At 37.7% G+C, this 20443-nt stretch carries 21 protein-coding genes; 10 read left to right on the top strand and 11 right to left on the bottom strand.

Annotation, left to right across the window (positions count from 1 at the left end; genetic code table 11):
• Nucleotides 1–11: 11 nt before the first annotated feature.
• Both SUCMO_RS0104220 and SUCMO_RS0104225 read right to left on the bottom strand, forming a co-directional pair.
• Entirely contained in the window at nt 12–491 is a 480-nt protein-coding gene (locus tag SUCMO_RS0104220; RefSeq protein WP_019879272.1) for a metallophosphoesterase family protein, read from the bottom strand.
• Nucleotides 469–1077 carry an XTP/dITP diphosphatase gene (locus SUCMO_RS0104225; RefSeq protein ID WP_019879273.1) on the bottom strand — a complete coding sequence of 203 codons (609 nt, stop codon included), beginning with the start codon at nt 1075–1077 and terminating at the stop codon, nt 469–471. The genes SUCMO_RS0104220 and SUCMO_RS0104225 overlap by 23 nt, the downstream gene beginning before the upstream one ends.
• Nucleotides 1078–1231: 154 nt before the next feature.
• On the opposite strand from SUCMO_RS0104225, the gene SUCMO_RS0104230 reads away from it, so the two are divergent.
• The 8 genes from SUCMO_RS0104230 to mnmA all read left to right on the top strand — a co-directional run bounded on the left by SUCMO_RS0104230 (nt 1232) and on the right by mnmA (nt 9639).
• The gene (locus SUCMO_RS0104230; protein ID WP_019879274.1) at nt 1232–2461 is read left to right on the top strand and encodes a mechanosensitive ion channel family protein; all 1230 of its coding nucleotides are present in this window, start codon (nt 1232–1234) and stop codon (nt 2459–2461) included.
• Nucleotides 2462–2587: 126 nt separating this feature from the next.
• On the top strand, nt 2588–2854 hold the full coding sequence (gene rpsO / locus SUCMO_RS0104235) for a 30S ribosomal protein S15 (RefSeq protein WP_019879275.1): 267 nt from the start codon (nt 2588–2590) through the stop codon (nt 2852–2854).
• Nucleotides 2855–3011: 157 nt separating this feature from the next.
• Entirely contained in the window at nt 3012–5096 is a 2085-nt protein-coding gene (gene pnp / locus SUCMO_RS0104240) for a polyribonucleotide nucleotidyltransferase (RefSeq protein ID WP_019879276.1), read from the top strand.
• Between the two features lie 5 nt (nt 5097–5101).
• Nucleotides 5102–5551, top strand: a complete 450-nt coding sequence (locus tag SUCMO_RS0104245) for a dCTP deaminase/dUTPase family protein (RefSeq protein ID WP_028953864.1) — start codon at nt 5102–5104, stop codon at nt 5549–5551.
• A gap of 73 nt (nt 5552–5624) precedes the next feature.
• A complete protein-coding gene (locus SUCMO_RS0104250) occupies nt 5625–6827 on the top strand; it encodes an MFS transporter (protein ID WP_019879278.1) in 1203 nt (400 codons plus the stop codon).
• Nucleotides 6828–6889: 62 nt separating this feature from the next.
• A complete protein-coding gene (locus tag SUCMO_RS0104255) occupies nt 6890–7327 on the top strand; it encodes an RrF2 family transcriptional regulator (RefSeq protein WP_019879279.1) in 438 nt (145 codons plus the stop codon).
• A gap of 301 nt (nt 7328–7628) precedes the next feature.
• Entirely contained in the window at nt 7629–8558 is a 930-nt protein-coding gene (gene cysK / locus SUCMO_RS0104260) for a cysteine synthase A (RefSeq protein ID WP_019879280.1), read from the top strand.
• A gap of 4 nt (nt 8559–8562) precedes the next feature.
• Nucleotides 8563–9639 (top strand): tRNA 2-thiouridine(34) synthase MnmA, encoded by a 1077-nt coding sequence (gene mnmA / locus SUCMO_RS0104265; RefSeq protein ID WP_019879282.1) that lies wholly within the window; start codon nt 8563–8565, stop codon nt 9637–9639.
• Nucleotides 9640–9863: 224 nt separating this feature from the next.
• Here mnmA and SUCMO_RS0104270 read toward each other — a convergent pair whose 3' ends face one another.
• The 9 genes from SUCMO_RS0104270 to ppaX all read right to left on the bottom strand — a co-directional run bounded on the left by SUCMO_RS0104270 (nt 9864) and on the right by ppaX (nt 18505).
• Nucleotides 9864–10655 carry a C39 family peptidase gene (locus SUCMO_RS0104270; RefSeq protein ID WP_019879283.1) on the bottom strand — a complete coding sequence of 264 codons (792 nt, stop codon included), beginning with the start codon at nt 10653–10655 and terminating at the stop codon, nt 9864–9866.
• Between the two features lie 91 nt (nt 10656–10746).
• Nucleotides 10747–12213: a DNA recombination protein RmuC gene (locus tag SUCMO_RS0104275; RefSeq protein ID WP_019879284.1), complete on the bottom strand. Its 1467-nt coding sequence runs from the start codon at nt 12211–12213 to the stop codon at nt 10747–10749.
• Between the two features lie 57 nt (nt 12214–12270).
• Nucleotides 12271–12717, bottom strand: coding sequence for a C-GCAxxG-C-C family protein (locus tag SUCMO_RS0104280; RefSeq protein ID WP_019879285.1), 447 nt, complete (start codon nt 12715–12717; stop codon nt 12271–12273).
• Nucleotides 12718–12743: 26 nt separating this feature from the next.
• Entirely contained in the window at nt 12744–14018 is a 1275-nt protein-coding gene (locus tag SUCMO_RS0104285) for an amidohydrolase (RefSeq protein WP_019879286.1), read from the bottom strand.
• A gap of 3 nt (nt 14019–14021) precedes the next feature.
• Nucleotides 14022–14672: a class II aldolase/adducin family protein gene (locus SUCMO_RS0104290; RefSeq protein WP_019879287.1), complete on the bottom strand. Its 651-nt coding sequence runs from the start codon at nt 14670–14672 to the stop codon at nt 14022–14024.
• Nucleotides 14673–14681: 9 nt separating this feature from the next.
• Nucleotides 14682–15926, bottom strand: a complete 1245-nt coding sequence (locus SUCMO_RS0104295; protein WP_019879288.1) for an adenosylhomocysteinase — start codon at nt 15924–15926, stop codon at nt 14682–14684.
• A 61-nt stretch (nt 15927–15987) separates the two neighbouring features.
• Nucleotides 15988–17031, bottom strand: a complete 1044-nt coding sequence (gene mtnA, locus SUCMO_RS0104300) for an S-methyl-5-thioribose-1-phosphate isomerase (RefSeq protein WP_019879289.1) — start codon at nt 17029–17031, stop codon at nt 15988–15990.
• Nucleotides 17031–17822, bottom strand: a complete 792-nt coding sequence (mtnP, locus tag SUCMO_RS0104305; RefSeq protein WP_019879290.1) for an S-methyl-5'-thioadenosine phosphorylase — start codon at nt 17820–17822, stop codon at nt 17031–17033. The genes mtnA and mtnP overlap by 1 nt, the downstream gene beginning before the upstream one ends.
• A 2-nt stretch (nt 17823–17824) precedes the next feature.
• Nucleotides 17825–18505, bottom strand: a complete 681-nt coding sequence (gene ppaX / locus SUCMO_RS0104310) for a pyrophosphatase PpaX (protein ID WP_083938690.1) — start codon at nt 18503–18505, stop codon at nt 17825–17827.
• Nucleotides 18506–18676: 171 nt separating this feature from the next.
• On the opposite strand from ppaX, the gene SUCMO_RS0104315 reads away from it, so the two are divergent.
• Both SUCMO_RS0104315 and SUCMO_RS0104320 read left to right on the top strand, forming a co-directional pair.
• A complete protein-coding gene (locus SUCMO_RS0104315) occupies nt 18677–19120 on the top strand; it encodes an ACT domain-containing protein (protein ID WP_019879292.1) in 444 nt (147 codons plus the stop codon).
• An 11-nt stretch (nt 19121–19131) separates the two neighbouring features.
• Nucleotides 19132–20439 (top strand): homoserine dehydrogenase, encoded by a 1308-nt coding sequence (locus tag SUCMO_RS0104320; RefSeq protein WP_019879293.1) that lies wholly within the window; start codon nt 19132–19134, stop codon nt 20437–20439.
• The last annotated feature ends 4 nt before the right edge of the window (nt 20440–20443 follow it).

Genomic DNA, 20443 nt, shown 5'->3' on the forward strand with positions numbered 1-20443 from the left:
TAAATTTCTAGCTAGAGCGAATGAAACTCAACTTGTGCTTCGAGTTGGGATAAGTCTAAAATAGCAAAACTCTTATAACTACCATTACGGGGCCGACTAATGCTACCAGGATTTAAAAATAAGATATTGGCTTCTTTATGTACATAGGGTGTGTGCGTGTGCCCGAAAATTACAATATTGGCGTCAACGAGTTGGGCTTGCTCCAATAATAATTCAATATTTTGATTATTGTCAAGATAACGATGTCCATGTGTTAACCAAATATTATAGCCGGATAACTCTAAAAACAAATCAGGTTTATAAGCTTGGCGGTTATAATCACTATTACCATAAACTGCATAGACTGGCAGGGCTGTTTCGTGTCGAATAAAATCAGCATCTTGAGCAAAGTCGCCGGCGTGTAAATAGCCTTGAACTGGTATTTGCAAATCTAATAACTGGTGCAGATTTTGCATTTCTCCATGGGAATCACTTAGAACTAGATAACGCATAATAACTCTCCAAATCTTTGACAAGTCTTTGCAAAGCGCGTGCACGATGACTAATAGAGTTTTTTTCAGAAGCGCTAGCTGTAGCTAAACTTTTATTTAAGTCTAGTGAATAAAAAATTGGATCATAACCAAAGCCATTTGTGCCCTGAGGCTCAGTTAGCAAATTACCTTTGCATTCCCCTTGGGCAGTAAATAATAATTCCCCTTGGGCGTTAACTAGTGCTAATGCACAGATAAATTGACAAGCCCGATTATCTACATCTTGCATATTAGCTAGCAGTAATTTAATATTATCTAAATCTGAGGCTTTAGGGCCGGCATAACGGGCAGAATAAACGCCAGGGGCACCAGCTAAAGCCTCGACGGCAATACCAGAATCATCCGCCAAACATGGTTTATGATAGTGTTTAGCATAATACTGTGCTTTTAATGTAGCATTAGCGAGAAAAGTATTGCCAGTTTCTTCAGGTTCAACAACCGCAGGCAATTCTTGGAGCGAAATAATTTTACAGGGGAAATTTATAAACAACTCCTGAAATTCGAGCACTTTCCCAGAGTTTTTGGAAGCAATAATAATTTCTTGCATTATACACCTCGTTCATTGGTTAATTTGTTAACTTATATGAGTATTATAGAAAAAATATATTGCGATTACAAGGGAAATCTCAGGAAAACTCTTAACTTGTTGAATTGAATTGTGTATACTGATAAGCAGAGAGAAGTTATAAGTGAGGTACAAAATGCTACAAAGTATGATTCATCGTGTATTAGCAGAATATGGTGTGCAAAAGCAAAATATCGTTGAAGTAGGCACATGGGTAATAATTATCGGTAGTTTAGTACTAAGTGTGATTTTATATAATATTTTCCGCCAATTATTAAAAAGATTAGCCTTGCGAATAAGTTTGGCTAATAGAAAATATTCTTGGTTAAAAGTTTTTGTGGAAAAAAGGGTTTTTGATTGGCTAGCACATATTTTGCCAGTTTATATATTATTTGTTTTAGGTGAAATTTTTGCTAAATATGAAGATAAGATTTTTTTGTTAGGTAAGGTATATTTTAGTGTAATGGTAGCAGTTATTACGGCTAGAGTTCTAGATGCTTTAGCGGCTTTATATAATAAGGCGCATGAAGGGCAGGCGAATATTCGCCCGATTAACAGTTATGTAGACTTGTTAAAAATTATTGTGTATTCTTTTTCGGGCTTATTAATTATTGCAATTTTGTTCAAGCAATCTTTACTAACAATATTAAGTGGTATTGGAGCCTTAACAGCAGTGTTTCTCTTGGTGTTTAGAGATACCTTACTAGGATTAGTTGCTAGTGTGCAAATTTCAACTTATAATTTGGTGCAAATTGGTGACTGGATAGAATTACAAAAATATGGAATTGATGGTAAGGTAGAGGATATTAACTTAAACACTATGAAAATCAGAAACTTTGATAATAGCGTATCTGTACTACCAACGCATATGGTGATTTCAGAATCTTTCCGAAACTGGCGCGGTATGGAAGAATCAGGCGGGCGACGAATTAAACGGCATGTGCTAATAGATGTAGATAGTATTAAGACTATTCATGATTTTGATTGGAATTTAATTGTAAAAAATTCTGCGTCTGTTTTGCAAGAACAAGATCGCCGCCTCACTAACGTCGGAATTTTACAAGCTTATTTACAACGTTATTTACAAGCACATCCGCAAGTGAGCAATAACCTAAATATTGTGGTTAGACAGCTACAACCAAACGATTTTGGTTTGCCCATTGAAATCTATTGTTACAGCCTAGAGAAAGATTTATTACCTTACGAAGCAATTCAATCGGAGATAATGGAAGAGATATTTACCATTTTACCAATTTTAAATTTACGTATGTACCAACGTCCCTCTACTTATGGGCAACGTCAATTAGCAACGAATGAATATCACAACTTGCTTCAAGAAGATTTTTTAAACTTAAAACGTCCCTAACTTGCTATTTACAAAATAGCTTTAATATGTTAAACTATCTTAGTGATTACCGCTACATGGTTTATCGTAACTCCGACGATTTACTCTGTATTGGTGGACAATTAATTGTAAAAGGAGGTTGCTAACATGTTAACAAATACTGAAAAACAAGAATTAATTCTTGCTTATCGTGTGAACGAGTTCGATACTGGTTCTCCAGAAGTTCAAATTGCTATTTTAACTGCAAAGATTAAATATCTTACTGAGCATTTGAAAGAGCATAAAAAAGATCATCATTCACGTCGTGGCTTATTAAAAATGGTAGGACAACGTAGAGGCCTACTTAATTATGTAGCTGGCAAAGATATTGAACGTTACCGTAACTTGATTGCAAGATTAGGTATCCGTAAATAAAATAAGAATTATTAAAAAGCGGGCGATTGCCCCGCTTTTTCTATATATATTCGCTTTTTTTGTGAAAAAAAAGTAGCCTTAGCATGAAATTAATAATGCCAAGGAAGCCTAAATTGTGATATAGTATAGTGTGAGAAAAAATATAGGGGGAAAATATATGAGTAATGTATTTACTAAACAGTTTCATGGGAAAACTGTTGTAATTGAGTCTGGAAAATTAGCAAAACAAGCTAATGGCTCAGTAATGGTTAGATGTGGAGAAACAGCGGTATTGGTAGCAGTAACAGGTTCAACACAACCACGAGATGGCGTGGATTTTTTTCCGTTAACAGTAGATTTTGAAGAAAAAATGTATGCCGTTGGTAAAATACCAGGTGGCTTTATAAAAAGAGAAGGTCGTCCAAGTGAAGCAGCAATTTTAACTAGCCGCTTAATTGATCGTCCAATTCGTCCGATGTTTCCAGATGGTTATAGAAATGATGTTCAAATCGTTGCTACAGCAATGTCCGTAGAGCAAGATTTCCAACCAGATACTTTGGCAATGCTAGGTGCTTCTTGTGCGCTTTGTATTTCAGATATTCCTTTTAATGGTCCAATTGCTGGGGTGCGTGTAGGCTTAATTGAGGGTAAATATATCATTAATCCAACTGTAAGTGAGCAAGAGGTAAGTGAATTAAATTTAGTGGTAGCAGGTACAAGCGAAGCAATTTTAATGGTAGAAGCAGGCGCTAAAGAAATTAGCGAAGCAGTAATGTTAGAGGCGATTTTATTTGGTCATGAAGCTATTAAAGAATTAGTAGCTTTCCAAGTAGAAATAGCTGCGCAAATTGGTAAGGCAAAACGCGAATTAGTAGTTTATGCTCCACCAGAAGCAATTTTAAATGAAATTACCGAATTTGCTTTAGAAAAAGTGCAAAACGTTTTGCAGATTCATGAAAAATTAGAACGTGAAGAAGCTTTAGAAGCTTTACGTGCTGAAGTAAATCAACTATTTATCGAAAAATATCCAGATAACAAAAAAGACATTAGCTATGTTTTCCAAAAATTAGTTAAGAAAACAGTCCGTAAAATGATAACTGTGGATAAAATTCGTCCTGATGGTCGTGCGGTGGATGAAATTCGCCCGATTTCTTGTGAAGTAGGTATTTTAGCTAGAGCACATGGTTCAGGTCTATTTACGCGTGGGCAAACACAAGTACTTACTGTAACCACTTTAGGGCCTTTGGGCGATGGACAAATTTTAGATGGATTAGGCTTAGAAGATTCTAAACGCTATATGCATCATTATAATTTTCCACCTTATAGTGTAGGCGAAGCTCGACCTTTACGTTCCCCAGGTAGACGGGAAATTGGTCATGGCGCTTTAGCAGAACGGGCTTTAGTACCAGTAATTCCAACTGAAGCTGAATTTCCTTACGCTTTGCGGTTAGTATCGGAAGTATTAGAGTCTAACGGTTCATCTTCTATGGGTAGTGTGTGCGGTAGCACGTTGTCTTTAATGCAAGCTGGTGTGCCGATTAAAGCGCCAGTATCTGGTGTGGCTATGGGACTTGTAAAAGATGGTGAATATTTCACGATTTTAACAGATATTCAAGGGATGGAAGATGCTTTAGGTGATATGGACTTTAAAGTTGCGGGAACTGCAAAAGGTATTACCGCAATTCAAATGGATATAAAAATAGATGGTATTAATAAAGAAATTTTTGAGCAAGCATTAGAACAAGCTAAACGTGGTAGGGCTTTTATTTTAGATAAGATGATGCAAGCGATTAATACGCCAAATGAAGAGTTATCTAAATATGCACCAAGAATTATTACTTTGCAAATTAAACCTGATAAAATCCGCGATGTTATTGGGCCTGGCGGCAAAGTAATTAAAAGCATTATCGATCAAACTGGTGTAAAAATTGACATTGAAGATGATGGTAAGGTCTTTATTGCAGCGGTTGATGAAACAGCAGCGCAAAAAGCCATAAAAATTATTGAACAACTTACAGCTGAAGTCGAAGTTGGCAAAGCTTATTTGGGTAAAGTAACACGCCTGATGCAATTTGGCGCATTTGTAGAAATTTTACCAGGTAAAGAAGGTCTTGTACATATTTCACAATTAGCTTTAGAGCGGGTTAATAAAGTGGAAGATGTTGTTTCAGTAGGCGATGAAATTATCGTAAAAGTTACTGAAGTAGATAGACAAGGCCGAGTTAACTTATCTAGAAAAGAAATTTTACAAGAAAAAGCCTAATGTTGATGCGGGTACGTGGTTTTGAAGTTGTAAGCAGTTTTGTGGGCCAGGACATTGTGATGCCTGCTCGCAAAACTCAATATTCAGCAGGCTATGACATTAGTGCTTTAGGTGATTATGTGATTGAGCCAAAAGCATGTGTTAAAATTGCAACTGGTCTTAAAGTCTGTATGTTGCCAGATGAATTTTTGGGTTTGCATATTCGCTCTAGTTTAGCAATTAAACAGGAATTAATGCTAGTAAATAGTCAAGGAATTATTGATTGTGATTACTATAATAATCCTGATAATGAAGGCCATATTATTATTGTTTTAAGGAATCTTGGTCAACACCAAGTAGTTATTCGTAATGGTGAACGGATTGCGCAAGGGATTTTTTATAAATATCTTTGTGTAGATAACGAAGTTGCTCCACAGGCAGTACGCAGTGGTGGCACAGGCAGTACGGGTAAGTAATAGAATGCAAGGCAGCGAAGCCTTGCATTTTTCTATCTAAAATACTTGCCGGGGTTAGAACTAGGGGGAAAATATGAATTTAACTAGCAATAAAGAAAATAAACAAAAATATTTTGGCAAAAAAATATTTTTGATATATTTAGCATTAGTGGGGACTTTTGCCCCTATTTCAACGGATATATATTTACCCTCATTAGGGAAAATGGTAACATATTTCAATCAGCCAATTAGCACGGTTAATTTGACCTTGAGTATGTTTTTTGTTTTTTACAGTATTGGTATTTTACTATGGGGTCCATTAAGTGACAAGTTTGGGCGCAAAAAGATCTTGCTTACAGGACTTGTCAGCTATACGCTAGCTAGCCTAGTCTGTATTTTTTCAGAAAATATTTGGCAGTTAATTGGCGGGCGGATTTTTCAAGCGCTGGGCGGGGCGGCCTCAGTAGCGGTGGTTAGTGCCATAATTAAAGATGTGTACTTAGCTAAAGAACGTGAAACTGCTTTAGCTACTGTGCAGTCGATTGCTGTATTAGCGCCCATGGTAGCACCACTTTTGGGCGCGGCGATTTTAAATTTTTTCCCAGAGTGGCAGGTGGTATTTATAGTTTTGGCCGCGGCAGGCTTGATTGCCACCATCAGCACTTTGTTTTTCACGGAAACACATGGCGGTAATAGTGAGTTTACAATTGCTAGTGCCCTATGGGATATTAAAGTAGCTTTAAGCAAATTTAAGCTTGCGGCCTTACTTTTAATTTTCTCTTTACCACTTATTCCTTTTTTAAGTTATATTGTAAGCGCATCTTATATTTATATGATGTTTTTTAATTTAAGTGCGACACAATTTAGTTTGTTTTTTGCGGCTAATGCAGCAATAACTATTGTCTCACCCATTATCTATATTAAAGTGCTCAGAAAATATTTTCAAATTAGAAATTTAGTTGCGGCCTGTTTTGCTACGATGATTATTTCTGGGTTGTGTATGTATTTCTGGGGTAGTAATAATGAATGGTTATTTCTCGCAACAATCATTCCGAACACTTTAGCAGGATCGGTATTGCGCCCCCCTGGAGCAAATATTATGCTCGGAAAACATGAAAACGCCGGTACAACTTCCTCACTAATGGGTTTTTCGGCCATGTTTTTAGGCGGAGTTGGCACTTTGTTGGTGTCATTAGGTTGGACAAATATTATTAGTTTCCTGGGAATTTTATTTGCGATTGTCGGCTGTGTGGCTTTGATAATGTGGCTATGTTTATATGAGCGTGTAATAGATTAAGATGCTGCTTATTTGCTTAAATATCAGGCATGTGGTATATTTTTGTAGAGGTGATGGGGAAGATGAAAATTTCTACAAAGGGTAGATATGCTTTGCGCTTAATGATTGATTTAGCACAATATAACACAGGTGAATATATAACTTTAAAAGATATTTCACGTCGCCAAGATATCTCGATTAAGTATTTAGAGCAAATTGTTAGTTTGCTTAGTAAAGCGGGACTGTTAAATAGTGTCCGTGGCCCTCAAGGGGGATATAAATTGCGCAAATTAGCCCAAGAGTATACAGTGGGCGATATTTTGCGGGTGACCGAAGGTAGCCTAGCCCCAGTTGCTTGTTTAGATACAGCTGAAGCTGACTGTAATCGCTTGGTGGCTTGTGTAACAAGAGAGTTTTGGCAGGGGCTAGAACAAGTGGTTAACAACTATGTAGACAGTATAACACTAGCTGATCTAGCACAGCGTAGTAAAGAAAAAGCAGGCTATGATTTTAATATTTAAATAACGTTGGCGGCAAGTTTAAGGTTGATAGCCTGAACTTGCCGTTTGTAATTGTAAAAATAATGTTTTCACTAATCGAGAAATATTACAAGGGTTGCTTTTTCAAAGTCGGCTATCGGATTATGTAGAAATTTTCGCCCCTTACACAATACACAATAAAGCTCAAAGATCTTCTCAAACTTTTTTAGCTAAACAGAAGAGTGGGCTGAAAATAGCTTGACAAACTAAATAGTTAGTTGTAAAATAAAAACATAGTAAACAGATAGGAAATATATGTTAAATAAAAACAGGAGTGATAATCATGAAAATAGCTAAAAGCATTACTGAATTAATCGGTCATACACCACTACTAGAGTTAAGCAATTACCAAGCGCAACATCAACTGGGAGCTAGAATTTTGGCTAAACTAGAATACTTTAATCCCGCAGGTAGTGTTAAGGATCGGATTGCCAAAGCCATGATAGAAACGGCAGAAGCCGCAGGTATTTTAAGCAAGGATTCGGTAATTATCGAACCTACAAGTGGCAATACTGGCATTGGGTTGGCTGCGATTGCCTCTAGTCAGGGTTATCGGATTATTTTAACAATGCCAGAGACAATGAGTATTGAACGCCGTAAATTATTAAAAGCTTATGGGGCCGAATTAGTGTTAACCGAAGGAGCTAAAGGCATGAAAGGCGCAATTGAAAAAGCGCAGGAGCTTGCGGCAACAATTCCTCATAGTTTTATTCCTAGCCAATTTACCAATAAAGCTAATCCTACAGTGCACCAAGCTACTACTGGTGTAGAAATTTGGGAAGATACCGCAGGCGAAGTGGATATTTTTGTCGCTGGGGTCGGTACAGGTGGCACGGTATCAGGAGTTGGGGCCTATTTAAAAAGTCAAAATCCAGCAATTAAAATAGTTGCTGTAGAACCAAAAGATTCGCCCGTGTTATCAGGTGGAGCTGCGGGCCCGCATAAAATTCAAGGTATTGGCGCAGGTTTTATTCCCGATACTTTAGATACTAAAATTTATGAGCAAATAATCACGGTAGAAAATGAAACAGCTTTTGCAACGGCGCGTACAGTTGCGAAAACTGAAGGGATATTAATCGGGATATCAGCGGGAGCAGCAGTAGCGGCGGCGACTCAATTAGCTAGCTTGCCAGAAAATGCAGGTAAAACTATTGTAGTGCTACTAGCGGACAATGGGGAGCGCTATTTATCCACTCCGTTGTTTGAAGGTTAAATAAATGCAAACAAAAAAAGTAATGGTAGCAATGAGTGGCGGTGTAGATAGCTCGGTCGCCGCTTATTTAATAAAACAGCAGGCTTTAGAAACTATTGGCGCAACTTTAAAACTATTTAATAATGTTGATGTTGCTGTGGATACGGCAAAAACCTGTTGCTCCTTGCGTGATGTAGAAGATGCCCGTGCGGTGGCAACACGTTTAGATATTCCCTACTATGTGTTAAATTTTGTGGACTATTTTAAAAATGATGTTATAGAGCGATTTATTGCCAGCTATCAAGCGGCTCAAACGCCTAATCCTTGTATAGACTGTAATCGTTATATAAAATTTGAAAAAATGTTAATGCGGGCCAGGGAAATTGGCTTTGACTATTTAGCAACGGGTCATTATGCTCAAATTGAACAACCACAGGCAACAGGCCGCTATTTGCTCAAAAAGGCTCGGGATATCAGCAAAGACCAAACCTATTTTCTCTATTGCTTGACGCAGGCACAATTAGCACAAACTATTTTTCCGCTAGGACAATTAAGCAAACAAGAAGTACGACAAATTGCCAGTGCGCAAAATTTTGTAACTGCTCAAAAACAAGAAAGTCAAGATATTTGTTTTGTGAAAAATAGTAGTTATGTGGATTTTATTAAGCGGTATACTGGTGAAGAACCGCCTAAAGGAGAAATTGTTGATAAACAAGGCAAAGTTTTAGGCGAGCATCAAGGCTTATATGCCTATACTATTGGCCAGCGCAAAAAAATTGGCTTAGCCCTACCGACGCCACACTATGTATGTGCCAAAGATATGGATAGTAACCGTCTAATTATTGGCTCTAAAGCGGAACTCATGCAAAAAACTTTAATTGCTAAAGATGTAAACTTAATAAGTTGTGCGACTATTCAAGGTAGAGTTAAAGTTTTAGCCAAAGCCCGCTACAATCAAACAGAACAACCAGCTTGGTTAGAGCAAATTGATCAAGATAGCTATCTAGTAGAATTCGAGCAAGCCCAAGCCGCAATAACACCTGGACAAGCCGTAGTATTTTATCAAGGGGAATACGTGTTAGGTGGGGGAACAATTTGTTAGTTAACTAATGCTACTGTGAAGCGACTATGGAATAACTAGGGAATTTAGTTAGCGGTTAAATTTGTAACTAAGAGTAGTTTAAATAAGAAGAATTAGAAAATAAAACAACCTAAAAGCAGGGAAGAATAGAGTCCAGCTTTTAGGTTGTTTTGTTTTTTAATTTTGGGCAAAGCAATTATACACAAAATAGCGGCAATGCTTAAAGCGTGTTATTGAAAAGAGGCTTATTTTTTGGGAGAGACGGCTAGCCATTGTTGGGTTCGTTGCTCAATCGGTAACATATTGATATCAAACCAAATATAAAAGAATTTTTCAAAAGGTTGAACTACATAACCATCTTGTTGGTGATCAGCCACATCATAACTATCAGCCATAATTAGAACATCATCATGAGTATGGGCGGTGTTCATGGTATCATAACCAATAATTACACGCCAATGTCCGCCCCAATCAATATTTTCCACGAGAATTGGCGTGTTGTTTTGCAAATGTTGTAAAATAAAGTTTTTAAATTCAGTTGGTTCTAAGAAACTGGGTTTAGCAGCACCCGCAAAAGTTTGACTAGATTCTACCTGCCAACCGATACTTGAGAAAAAATTGGCCATGTTAGCAGTGCTAGTGCCTATTTCGCCACGTTCGTTACGCTCATTTAAACAATTCATTAGGCCAGCCAATTGCAATTCGTGATAATTTGTATTGCCAAAATGCTGTAAAACTGTCAGAGCTGCCGCAGGGCCACAAGTAGTTTCTGTAGTTTGTTGGTAAGTTTTGTAGTTGCTAAGAATTGTTAGCCCCTGCTTATTGGAGCGAAGTTTAAAAAAATCTAAAGAATTAAAGTAGCGAGATTTTGGCACATTACCAATATCTTTATAGCTAGAGGCGCCAGCTTGATCCAGGATATAACCGGAAGGATAAGGTATTAAATGCTGATTAGTCTTGGCAAATGCAACTGTTTGTAGGCTAAATAAGAAAATGGCCGTTAGAATTGCAATTTGAAATTTGCGCCCAAAAAACATAATAGCATCACTCCTTGTTTTTACAGAAGTTTAATAAAATAAAAGGTATAATAAAAAATACATATTAAAATGTATTAGTACTAAAATATTGCTAGTTTTCATCATAAACTAAAAGAGCTGTTTTGTCACTATCAGAGATTGACTCAACTTTTTTTAGTTTGTTAGATATAACTTTTGAGCGAGTAGTTACAAAATCAAGAGAAGTTGAAGCATCATCAATTTTTTTTCTAACCTTATCTAATGCTTCACCATATTTACTCCATTCATTTTTTATAGAATCTAGTAGTATCCAAACCTCACTAGAACGTTTTTGTATAGCAAGAGTTCGAAATCCCATTTGCAGGCTATTTAAAATAGACCATAAAGTTGTTGGACCAGCAATTACAACTCGGAAGTCTCTCTGAACCATATCTGTAAGACCAGGGATGCGAATCACTTCCGCAAATAAACCTTCTATTGGTAAAAACATTATAGCAAAATCAGTTGTTTTTGGAGGGGAAATGTATTTGGTAAAAATAGATTTTGCACAATCTTTAATACGACGTTCTAGTTGCTTTGAATATAAGTCTATTAGAGAAATATCTCCATTTTCTTGAGCAGATAGTAGATTTTGATAATCTTCTAAAGGAAACTTTGCATCTATTGGCAATACAATATGATTATTATCCTCGTAAGTTTGATTAGGTAATTTTATTGCAAAGTCAACTCGTTCATTGTTTTGCTTTATTGAGAAGTTTTTAAAATATTGATTACTAGGTAATACTTGCTCTAATAGTGATTCTAATTGCACTTCCCCCCAAGTACCTCTAGTTTTAATATTAGATAAAACTTTTTTTAAATCACCTACGCCTATTGCTAAAGACTGCATCTCGCCAATACCTTTATGAAGTAATGCTAATCTTTCACTTACTTGCTTAAAAGATTCCCCTAAACGTTTTTCTAAAGTTCCTTGTAATTTTTCATCTACTGTTTTCCGCATTTCTTCTAACTGTTTGTTATTATCATTTTGTATATTTTGCAATTTTAATTCAACAGCATTGCGAAGCGATTCAAGATTTTGAGTGGTGCTTTGTTGCATTCTATTCATACTATCTGATATAGATACTAGTTGTTCTTTTTGTTTTAAAGAAATTTCTTTTAATGAATTAATGGTCGTTGCGTGTATAGAGGTTAAGCTAGAAGTAACTTCTCCGCGGAGTTCTTTGGAATTTAAACTGGAATTTGTTAAAAGTTGATTTAATTTTTCGAAAACCATTTTGTTTAATTCGCTGTTGGATTTACTTTGAAGTTCGAGATTGCTATGTTGAACTTTTGAAAGTTCTTGCATTTGATGTTCAATGGCACATGTCAATTCTCTACTCATAGAACGAATTTCATCTCGGTTTTTTAAGGCATCATCCTTATTGGTTCTCTCTAATCTTTCAATGTAGGATAACAAAGTTGTTATTTGATTCATCATGGAAATAATATCATTATTTTTGTAAGTTTTTTTGAATTGCAAATACAGTATAATAAGTAAAAGTAATATAATTATTAGGATAGAATAAGTATATATCATAAAAACCTCCTAAATAAAACAACCTCTCAAAAGTAAATTTGCGAGGTTGTTTGCTATTTATAGTTCAATTAATTGGTTTTCAGCTAAAAACTCTGCTAAGAGGATGGCACTTTCTTTGGTAATTACTAAGCAATTTTTCAAATGTTCGCGCGTGCCAAACTCATAAGTCATAAGTTCTTTGCAGGATGTAGAATGGAAATGTTCGGAAAACCGCTGGTGTAGCTCATTGCTAAGTTTATAAATGCCTGGTAAAGTTTTTTCGCGACAATCAGCTCGGCCGACCAAATAACTCAAAACCATGACACTGCCAGAAAGTGCGCCACAAAAGTCACGAGCTTTACCAATGCCCGCGCCAAAACATGAGGCCAGGCGAATACTCTCCGGGGGAATATTGGTTAATTTACTAGTATTAAAAGCGTGGAGTATAGATTCAGCGCAGTTGTTACCTTCTTTAAAAGCGGCAACAGCATAAGCGCCAATATCTTCAAGGGCGATTTTGCTCATAAGATTACCTCCTTGTAAGGCAGTTTTTATTTCACTAAATCAAGACCACGTTTGGATACTTCAGCAATTACTTGTGCTTCGTCAATAGTGGTAAGTTTACCGTCGGCAACTAGGACTTGGCCGTCTACTAGTACGGTATGAACATCGCTGGAGTTGGCCGAGTAGACTAACAGGGAATTACGGTCATGTTTCGGAGCCCAAGTAAGTTTGTTCATATCATATAAGACGATATCGGCTTTGTAGCCCACAGCTAATTTGCCTACTTTATCTAAGCCTAGAGCTTGTGCGCCGCAACTTGTACCCATTTCTAAGGCGGTTTGCGCAGGAATTACTTTGGGATTATCTTCGCGTACTTTATGTAAAAGTGCCGCGAGACGAACTTCTTCTAAAAGATCTAGATTGTTATTGCTAGACGCGCCATCCGTACCGAGGCCGACAATTAGGCCAGCTTCTAACATTTGTTGAACTGGGGCGATACCACTAGCTAGTTTTAAATTACTTTGGGGGTTGTGGGCAACACGGACATTTTTCGCTTTCATAAGCTGAATATCTTCTGGGGTAACATGTACGCAATGTGCCGCTAAAACACCTAAGTCTAGCAAGCCTAAACTATCCATGTGGGCAATCGGGGTTTTACCGAATTTTTCAATGCAAGTATCGACTTCGAATTTTGTTTCTGATAAGTGGATATGAATTTCAGCTTTAATTTCTTTTGCTACTTCGATAACTTGTTTTAAATAATCAGGTGGGCAAGTGTAAGGGGCATGAGGCCCAAGCATCGTGGTGATGCGCCCATTAGCAGCGCCGTTCCATTTTAGGCAGAATTCTTTAGCTTCTAACAAAGACTTATCCGAGTTAGGTGCAACACCGGCTAACCCTCTAGAAAGGCAAGCGCGAATACCACTGGTTTCTACGGCTTTAGCAACTTCATCCATGAAAAAATACATATCGGCAAAGCAAGTAGTACCAGATTTGAGCATTTCGCCAATGCTCAACAGCGTTCCCCAGTAAACATCTTCGGCAGTTAAATTAGCTTCGGCTGGCCAAATTTTATTTTCCAGCCAATCCATTAAAAACATGTCATCAGCATAGCTTCTAAACAAAGTCATAGCCGCATGGGTATGAGTGTTTACTAGACCAGGGGTGGCAAATTTATTACTACCATCAATTACAACATCAAAATCAAGTTCTGAGGGAAGATTAGGCGTAATTGCTGTGATAATATTGTCGCTAATTGTAATGTGGCGGTTTACATATTGCTCATTTTCATAAAGTTCAACATTTTTAATGAGTGTATTCAAGGTTTAACCCTCCTGTAATTTTCGATATTTGGCTAAGTAGAAATTGCGCATAATCGCGATATCTTCTGGCGGTAAAATAACTCCACCCCCAAGTTGTTGGGCTAAGATAAAAATTTGCGCAGCTTTTTCGACAATTTCCGCAGCCAATAGGGCCTCATTTAAAGAAATACCACAGGTAACTACACCGTGGTTAGCCAGTAAGACGGCACTTTTATCGGCTAGGGCTGTAACTAGATTATTTGCTAGTTCAGCTGTACCAGGCAAAGCATAAGTGGCAACAGCGACATCGCCACCCACAATTTGAATCAAGTCTTCAATAATAGCGGGGATCGGGCGACGCGCTGCGGCGCAGGCACTGGCATATAGACTATGGGTGTGGACAACAGCTTGTAGTTGGGGGTGTTGGTTGTATACCGCTAAATGGCAAGCGAGTTCAGAAGAAGGGGGACGATTCCCACTGAGTATTTGACCTTTTAAGTCCACCACCACTAAGTCCTCGATAGTTAAGAGGTTATAATTACTCCCCGAAGGAGTAATTATAACCTGATTATTTAAGCGTACACTAAGATTACCCCAAGTACCAGCTACGAGATTTTTCGCAACTAGGAACTTGCCTGCGGCAAGTAGTTCTTGTTTTAATTTAGTTAACAGCATGGTTTTGGCCTACGCTTTGTTTAAGTATTCGATTTGAGCTGTAGTTAGAGAGTCAATGCTTAAACCGCGTGAAGCTAATTTTAAAGCAGCAACTTGAGTATTTAAATCTTCTGGTAAAGTGTAGAGATGATTTTCTAATTTACCTTTATTGTCTTGAACATAAAGCATTGCTAACACTTGCATAGCGAAAGATAAGTCCATGATTTCAGTTGGATGACCATCGCCAGCCGCTAAATTTACTAAACGTCCTTCACCAATTAGGTTGAGTTTACGACCGTCAGCCATAGTATAAGCCATAATGTTTTTCCTTGCTTCATATGGTTCAACTACGGACATAGCTTTTAAATCTACGACATTTACTTCTAAATCGAAATGACCAGCATTAGATAAAATTGCGCCATCTTTCATTACGGCAAAATGTTCTTTGGTAATAACATCGCAACAACCAGTAACAGTTACAAAAATATCGCCAACTTTAGCGGCATCATTCATGCTCATAACTTGGTAGCCATCAAACATTGCTTCTACGGCTTTAATTGGGTTAATTTCAGTTACGATAACATTGGCACCCAAGCCTTTAGCGCGCATTGCTACGCCTTTACCACACCAGCCATAGCCAGCAACTACCACATTTTTTCCAGCGATAACTAAGTTGGTAGAGTGCATAATTGCTTCTAAAGAAGATTGGCCAGTACCATAACGATTATCGAAAAGATATTTACAGTAAGCATCATTTACGGCAATCATTGGGAAATTTAATTTGTTTTGGCTATCTAAAGCTTTAAGGCGATGTACACCTGTAGTTGTTTCTTCTGAGCCACCGATGATGTTTTTCGCTAAATTAGCTCGTTCACCGTGTAATAAAGAAACTAGGTCGCCGCCGTCATCGATAATTAAATCTGGTTCAATATCAAGGGCGCGATGGAGAAATTCATCATATTCCGTAGCAGTACAGTTGTGAGTCGCAAATACATGAATGCCACTTTCTACGAGAGCTGCAGCAATATCGTCTTGAGTGGAAAGGGGATTACTACCGGTTATCGCTACTTCAGCACCAGCATTTTTCAATACTTGCGCTAGGTAGGCAGTTTTAGCTTCTAAGTGAATGGTTACTACCATTTTTTTACCAGCAAAAGGTTTGCTTTGTGACAAACGCGCATCTAGGTCTTTAAGTACGGGCATGTATTCTTTTACCCAAGCGATTTTTTGGTGTCCTGTTTTAGCTAGATTAATATCACGGATCATACTTTTCATTGATTATTAGCTCCTTCGTTTATAAATAATTTATATCTTAACCTTAAAAAGTGGTTAGAAATTAAAGTTGATGTTGCTTTCGAAAGGCGAGAATTTTAGCAGCCGTAGGTTGCTGAATAACTCCGTACTCGGTAATGATGCCTTGAATATAGGCCGCTGGAGTTACATCAAAAGCTGGGTTAAAAACTGGCATAGCCGGTGGCGTAGTTGCCACACCTTGAATACTTTGAACTTCTAGGGCACTACGTTCTTCAATTGGAATTGCTTCGCCATCTACTAAAGAAAAATCAAAAGTCGAGATGGGAGCAGCAATATACAACGGAATTTGGTGTTCTTTAGCGAGTACAGCTAAAGAATAAGTACCGATTTTATTGGCCGTATCGCCATTTTGGGCAATGCGATCAGCACCGACAACGATAGCTTGGATCATTTTGTTTTTCATAACCCAACCAGCCATATTATCAGTTATCACAGTTACGGGCACGCCAGCTTGTTGTAATTCAAAACTAGTTAAACGTGCGCCTTGTAAAAGCGGACGTGTTTCATCAGCATAAACCATGCCAATTTTATGTTGTTGATGGGCGACTTTTATTACACCTAAAGCTGTACCAATGCCGCAAGTTGCCAGAGCGCCTGCATTGCAGTGGGTTAGGATGTTTATTTGTTCGGTAAATAACGCCGCACCATATTCACCAATTTTTTGATTGGCTTGAACATCATCTTGATAAATGCTAAGAGCCGTTTGCTCTAGGGCAGTTATCAGCTCAGCTACTGTTTGACAAGTAGCTGTTAGCGCAAAAGTTTTTTCTAAGGCCCAAAACAAATTAACTGCTGTAGGCCGAGCTGCCGCAATTTCTTGTTGGCAGTTTTTTAGTTGGTTGACAAATTCCGAATAAGAAAGTTGCTGTGCGCTTAGCTCTAAGGCTGCTAAAACTAAAGCAAAAGCCGCAGCCGCGCCGATAGCTGGCGCACCTCTTACTTCTAGGCGTTTGATAGCCAAGGCTACACGTTGATAATCAGTACAGGTAATATATTCTTCAATTAGCGGCAATTTAGTCTGATCTAATAAAATCAACTGCTTTGCCGTCCAAGACATGGTTTTCATTAAACTTTAAAGCCTCCTATTTCTGTGGCAGCTTGGAAGCAATTGCAAGTACAATCAGAATTACGCGCGGCAACAATTGACAGGCGTAATAAATTTTGTAGTTCTAATTTTTTTACTTCCATTATATCGACAACTTCTTTAAAGGTAAGATTGTTTTTCGTAATGCCAGCGGCATAGTTGGTAATTAAACAAATTGTGGCGTAACACATTTCGGCTTCTTTAGCTAAAACACATTCGGGAACATTGGTCATGCCCACAACTGTGCCACCTAAATGCTGAAATACTTTTATTTCGGCTTTGCTTTCATAGCGTGGCCCTTCAGCACAAACGTAAATGCCAGTTTTAACCATCGGCAATTGTAAAGTTTGAGCTGCGGTCAAAATATCTTCGCGCAGACAAGGGCAATAAGGGTGATTCATATCTACATGCAATACTTTACCCTCTTGACCGTCGAAAAAAGTTGTGGGTCGGCTTTTGGTAAAATCTAAAAAGTCATCAACTAAAACAAAGTCGCCAGGGGCGATATGTGGATCTAAAGAGCCGACTGCGGCGGTGGCAATTATTTTAGTTACGCCTAATTTTTTTAAGGCCCAGATATTGGCGCGATAATTTACTAAGTGTGGCGGTACGGTGTGTCCGCCACCATGTCTAGTTAAAAATACTACCGCTTGGCCTTCGAGATTACCTTGAACATATTCTACCGAGCCATAAGGTGTTGAGATTTGAGCTGTTGTAAGATCTTCAAGCAGTTCTGGGTTATAAACACCGCTCCCACCAATTATTGCTAACATGATTACTCCCCCTTAATAATTTTTAATAAATCGGGCATGTTGTGGATAATATAGTCAGGTTGTGCTTGGCTAGTTAGTGTGCCACTAGGGTAAAGTAAGCTCCAAGCAACTCCCACAGCAGGTACACCTGCATTATGAGCTGCTTGTAAATCTTGTACACTATCGCCAACCATAAGACATTCGTGCGCGGCTAAATTAAGCGCTGCTAGTCCATTTAGTACCGGTTCGGGATGGGGTTTGTGATGTTGACATTTATCCATGCCGATTATATCTTCCACATAAGTATGTAAATTAAAAATTTCTAGACCTCGTTTGGCTGTGTGAGTCATTTTAGATGTAACAATGGCGCATTTAATGCCTAGTTGGCTTAGTTCGTGTAGAGTTTCTTGGACTTTAGGAAAGGGCTTAATTAGTTTATCATGCATTGTTTCATTATAATGGCGATAAACTTGAATTAATTCTTCCCGTTTTTCGGGTGAATAGGCATACATACTATCGCGCAAAGTCATCCCCCAATAACTGAGAATTTCTTCCTGGCTAGTAGTTCGACCCAAAACCTTTTCGATAGTGTAATGGAAAGAATCAATAATTAAACCAGTAGTATCAACTAACGTACCGTCTAAGTCAAAAAGAATTCCTTTTATTGCCAATATTGTCACCTCAACTTGATTATTTACAGACACTAACTCTTATTTTACCATAAAGTAGGCTAAACGTGCGTATTTTTTGTATTTTTTCTTAGGATAAATTTGTTAACTAACCAAAAAAGATATTGAAATATGTCCTAAAAAAAGGTATAATGTCTATTGAGTAAAGAAAATTATCTGCATGAGTTGCACTAGGAGGAGTATTTTATGACAGAAAAATCTACTTTTTATTTAGTTAAAGAGGAAATTTTACCAGAAGCGATAAAAAAGACTATTAAAGTTAAAGAAGTGCTAAAGCGTGGTGAGGTAAAAACTATTAACGAAGCAGTGGAAAAGATGGGTCTAAGTCGTAGTGCTTATTATAAGTATAAAGATTTTGTATTTCCATTTTATGAAGCAAGTCGCGAAAAAATAATAAGCTTATCTATTCTCTTAGAGCATAAAGCTGGTGTACTATCTCGCGTTTTAAATACGATTGCTAATGATGGTGGCAGTATTTTAACTATAAACCAAGGAATACCATTGCAAGGAGTAGCTAATACGACTTTATCGATTGAAACTAAAGATTTGTTAGTGGATATGGAAGCCTTGCTTGATAAGTTGCGGATGATTGACGGCGTAAAAAGATTAGAGGTTTTGGGACAAGTTTAAAGAGAAAAGGGATGATAAATTTGAGTAAGGTAATTCACATTGCGTTAATTGGCGCTGGAACTGTAGGTTCTGGTGTTTTAGAAGTATTGGAAAAAAATGGTGAAGACATTTCTAAAAAAATCGGCATAAGTTTAAATGTTAAAAAAGTTTTAGAAACTAACGCAACAATAATAGCCGGTTTGCAAGGTAAATATGCCATTGCTCAAGATTTAGAAGAAATCATCAATGATCCTGAAATTCAAATAGTAGTAGAGTTAATTGGGCGTGAAGAACCAGCACATACTTTTATTCGCAAGATTTTAGCGAGTAAAAAGCATGTTGTAACGGCAAATAAAGATGTAATTGCCAAATATGGCGAGGAGCTTTTTGCAATAGCGGAAGAAAACCAAGTAGCTTTGATGTTTGAAGCCAGCGTAGGTGGAGGTATTCCGATTATTCGTCCGCTGAAACAGTGTTTGGCAGCTAACAAAATCACTAAAGTTATGGGCATTGTCAATGGTACAACTAACTACATGTTGACTAAAATGACTGAAGAAAAATTAGACTTTCCCGTAGTGTTAAAAGAAGCACAAGATCAGGGTTATGCAGAATCAGATCCGACGGCTGATGTAGGTGGTTTTGATGCGGGCAGAAAAATTGCGATTTTAGCTTCTATTGCTTTTAATACTCGTTTTGGGCTAGATCAAGTGAGTATTGAAGGGATTGAAACAATTGGGAGTCGTGATATTGAGTATGCAGCAGAGTTTGGCTATGTGGTGAAACTGTTAGCAATTGCTGAAGCTTGTGAAAAGGGAATAAATTTGCGGGTCCATCCGACATTTTTATCCAAAACACATCCTTTGTCTAATGTTGGCAATGTATTTAATGCCATTTTTGTAAGTGGCGACGCTGTAGGCGATGTAATGTTTTATGGTCGCGGGGCGGGAAAAACGCCAACGGCCAGTGCGGTATGTGCTGATATAATGGATATTGCTAAAAACATTGTTTTAGAAAACAAAAGTTTCATGACTTGTGGTTGCTATGACCATAAACCAGTTTGTAGTGTTGATGAAATGCAATTTCCGTTTTATATTCGCTTGTTAGTGGCTGATCGCCCTGGGGCATTGTCGGCTATTTCTGCGGCTTTTGGTTCACAACAAGTGAGCCTGCGTTCTGTATTACAAAAACGCCAAGTAAATGGTAATGCTGAATTAGTTGTGGTTACTCATAAAGTTCAAGAAAACAATTTGCGCATGGCAATTCAGACTTTAGAGGTAATGCCGATTGTAAGCGAAATATGTAATGTAATTCGCGTAGAAGATGATGATTTTGAGGAATAGAAAT

It is taken from the genome of Succinispira mobilis DSM 6222 (assembly GCF_000384135.1).
Lineage (GTDB): Bacteria > Bacillota > Negativicutes > Acidaminococcales > Succinispiraceae > Succinispira > Succinispira mobilis.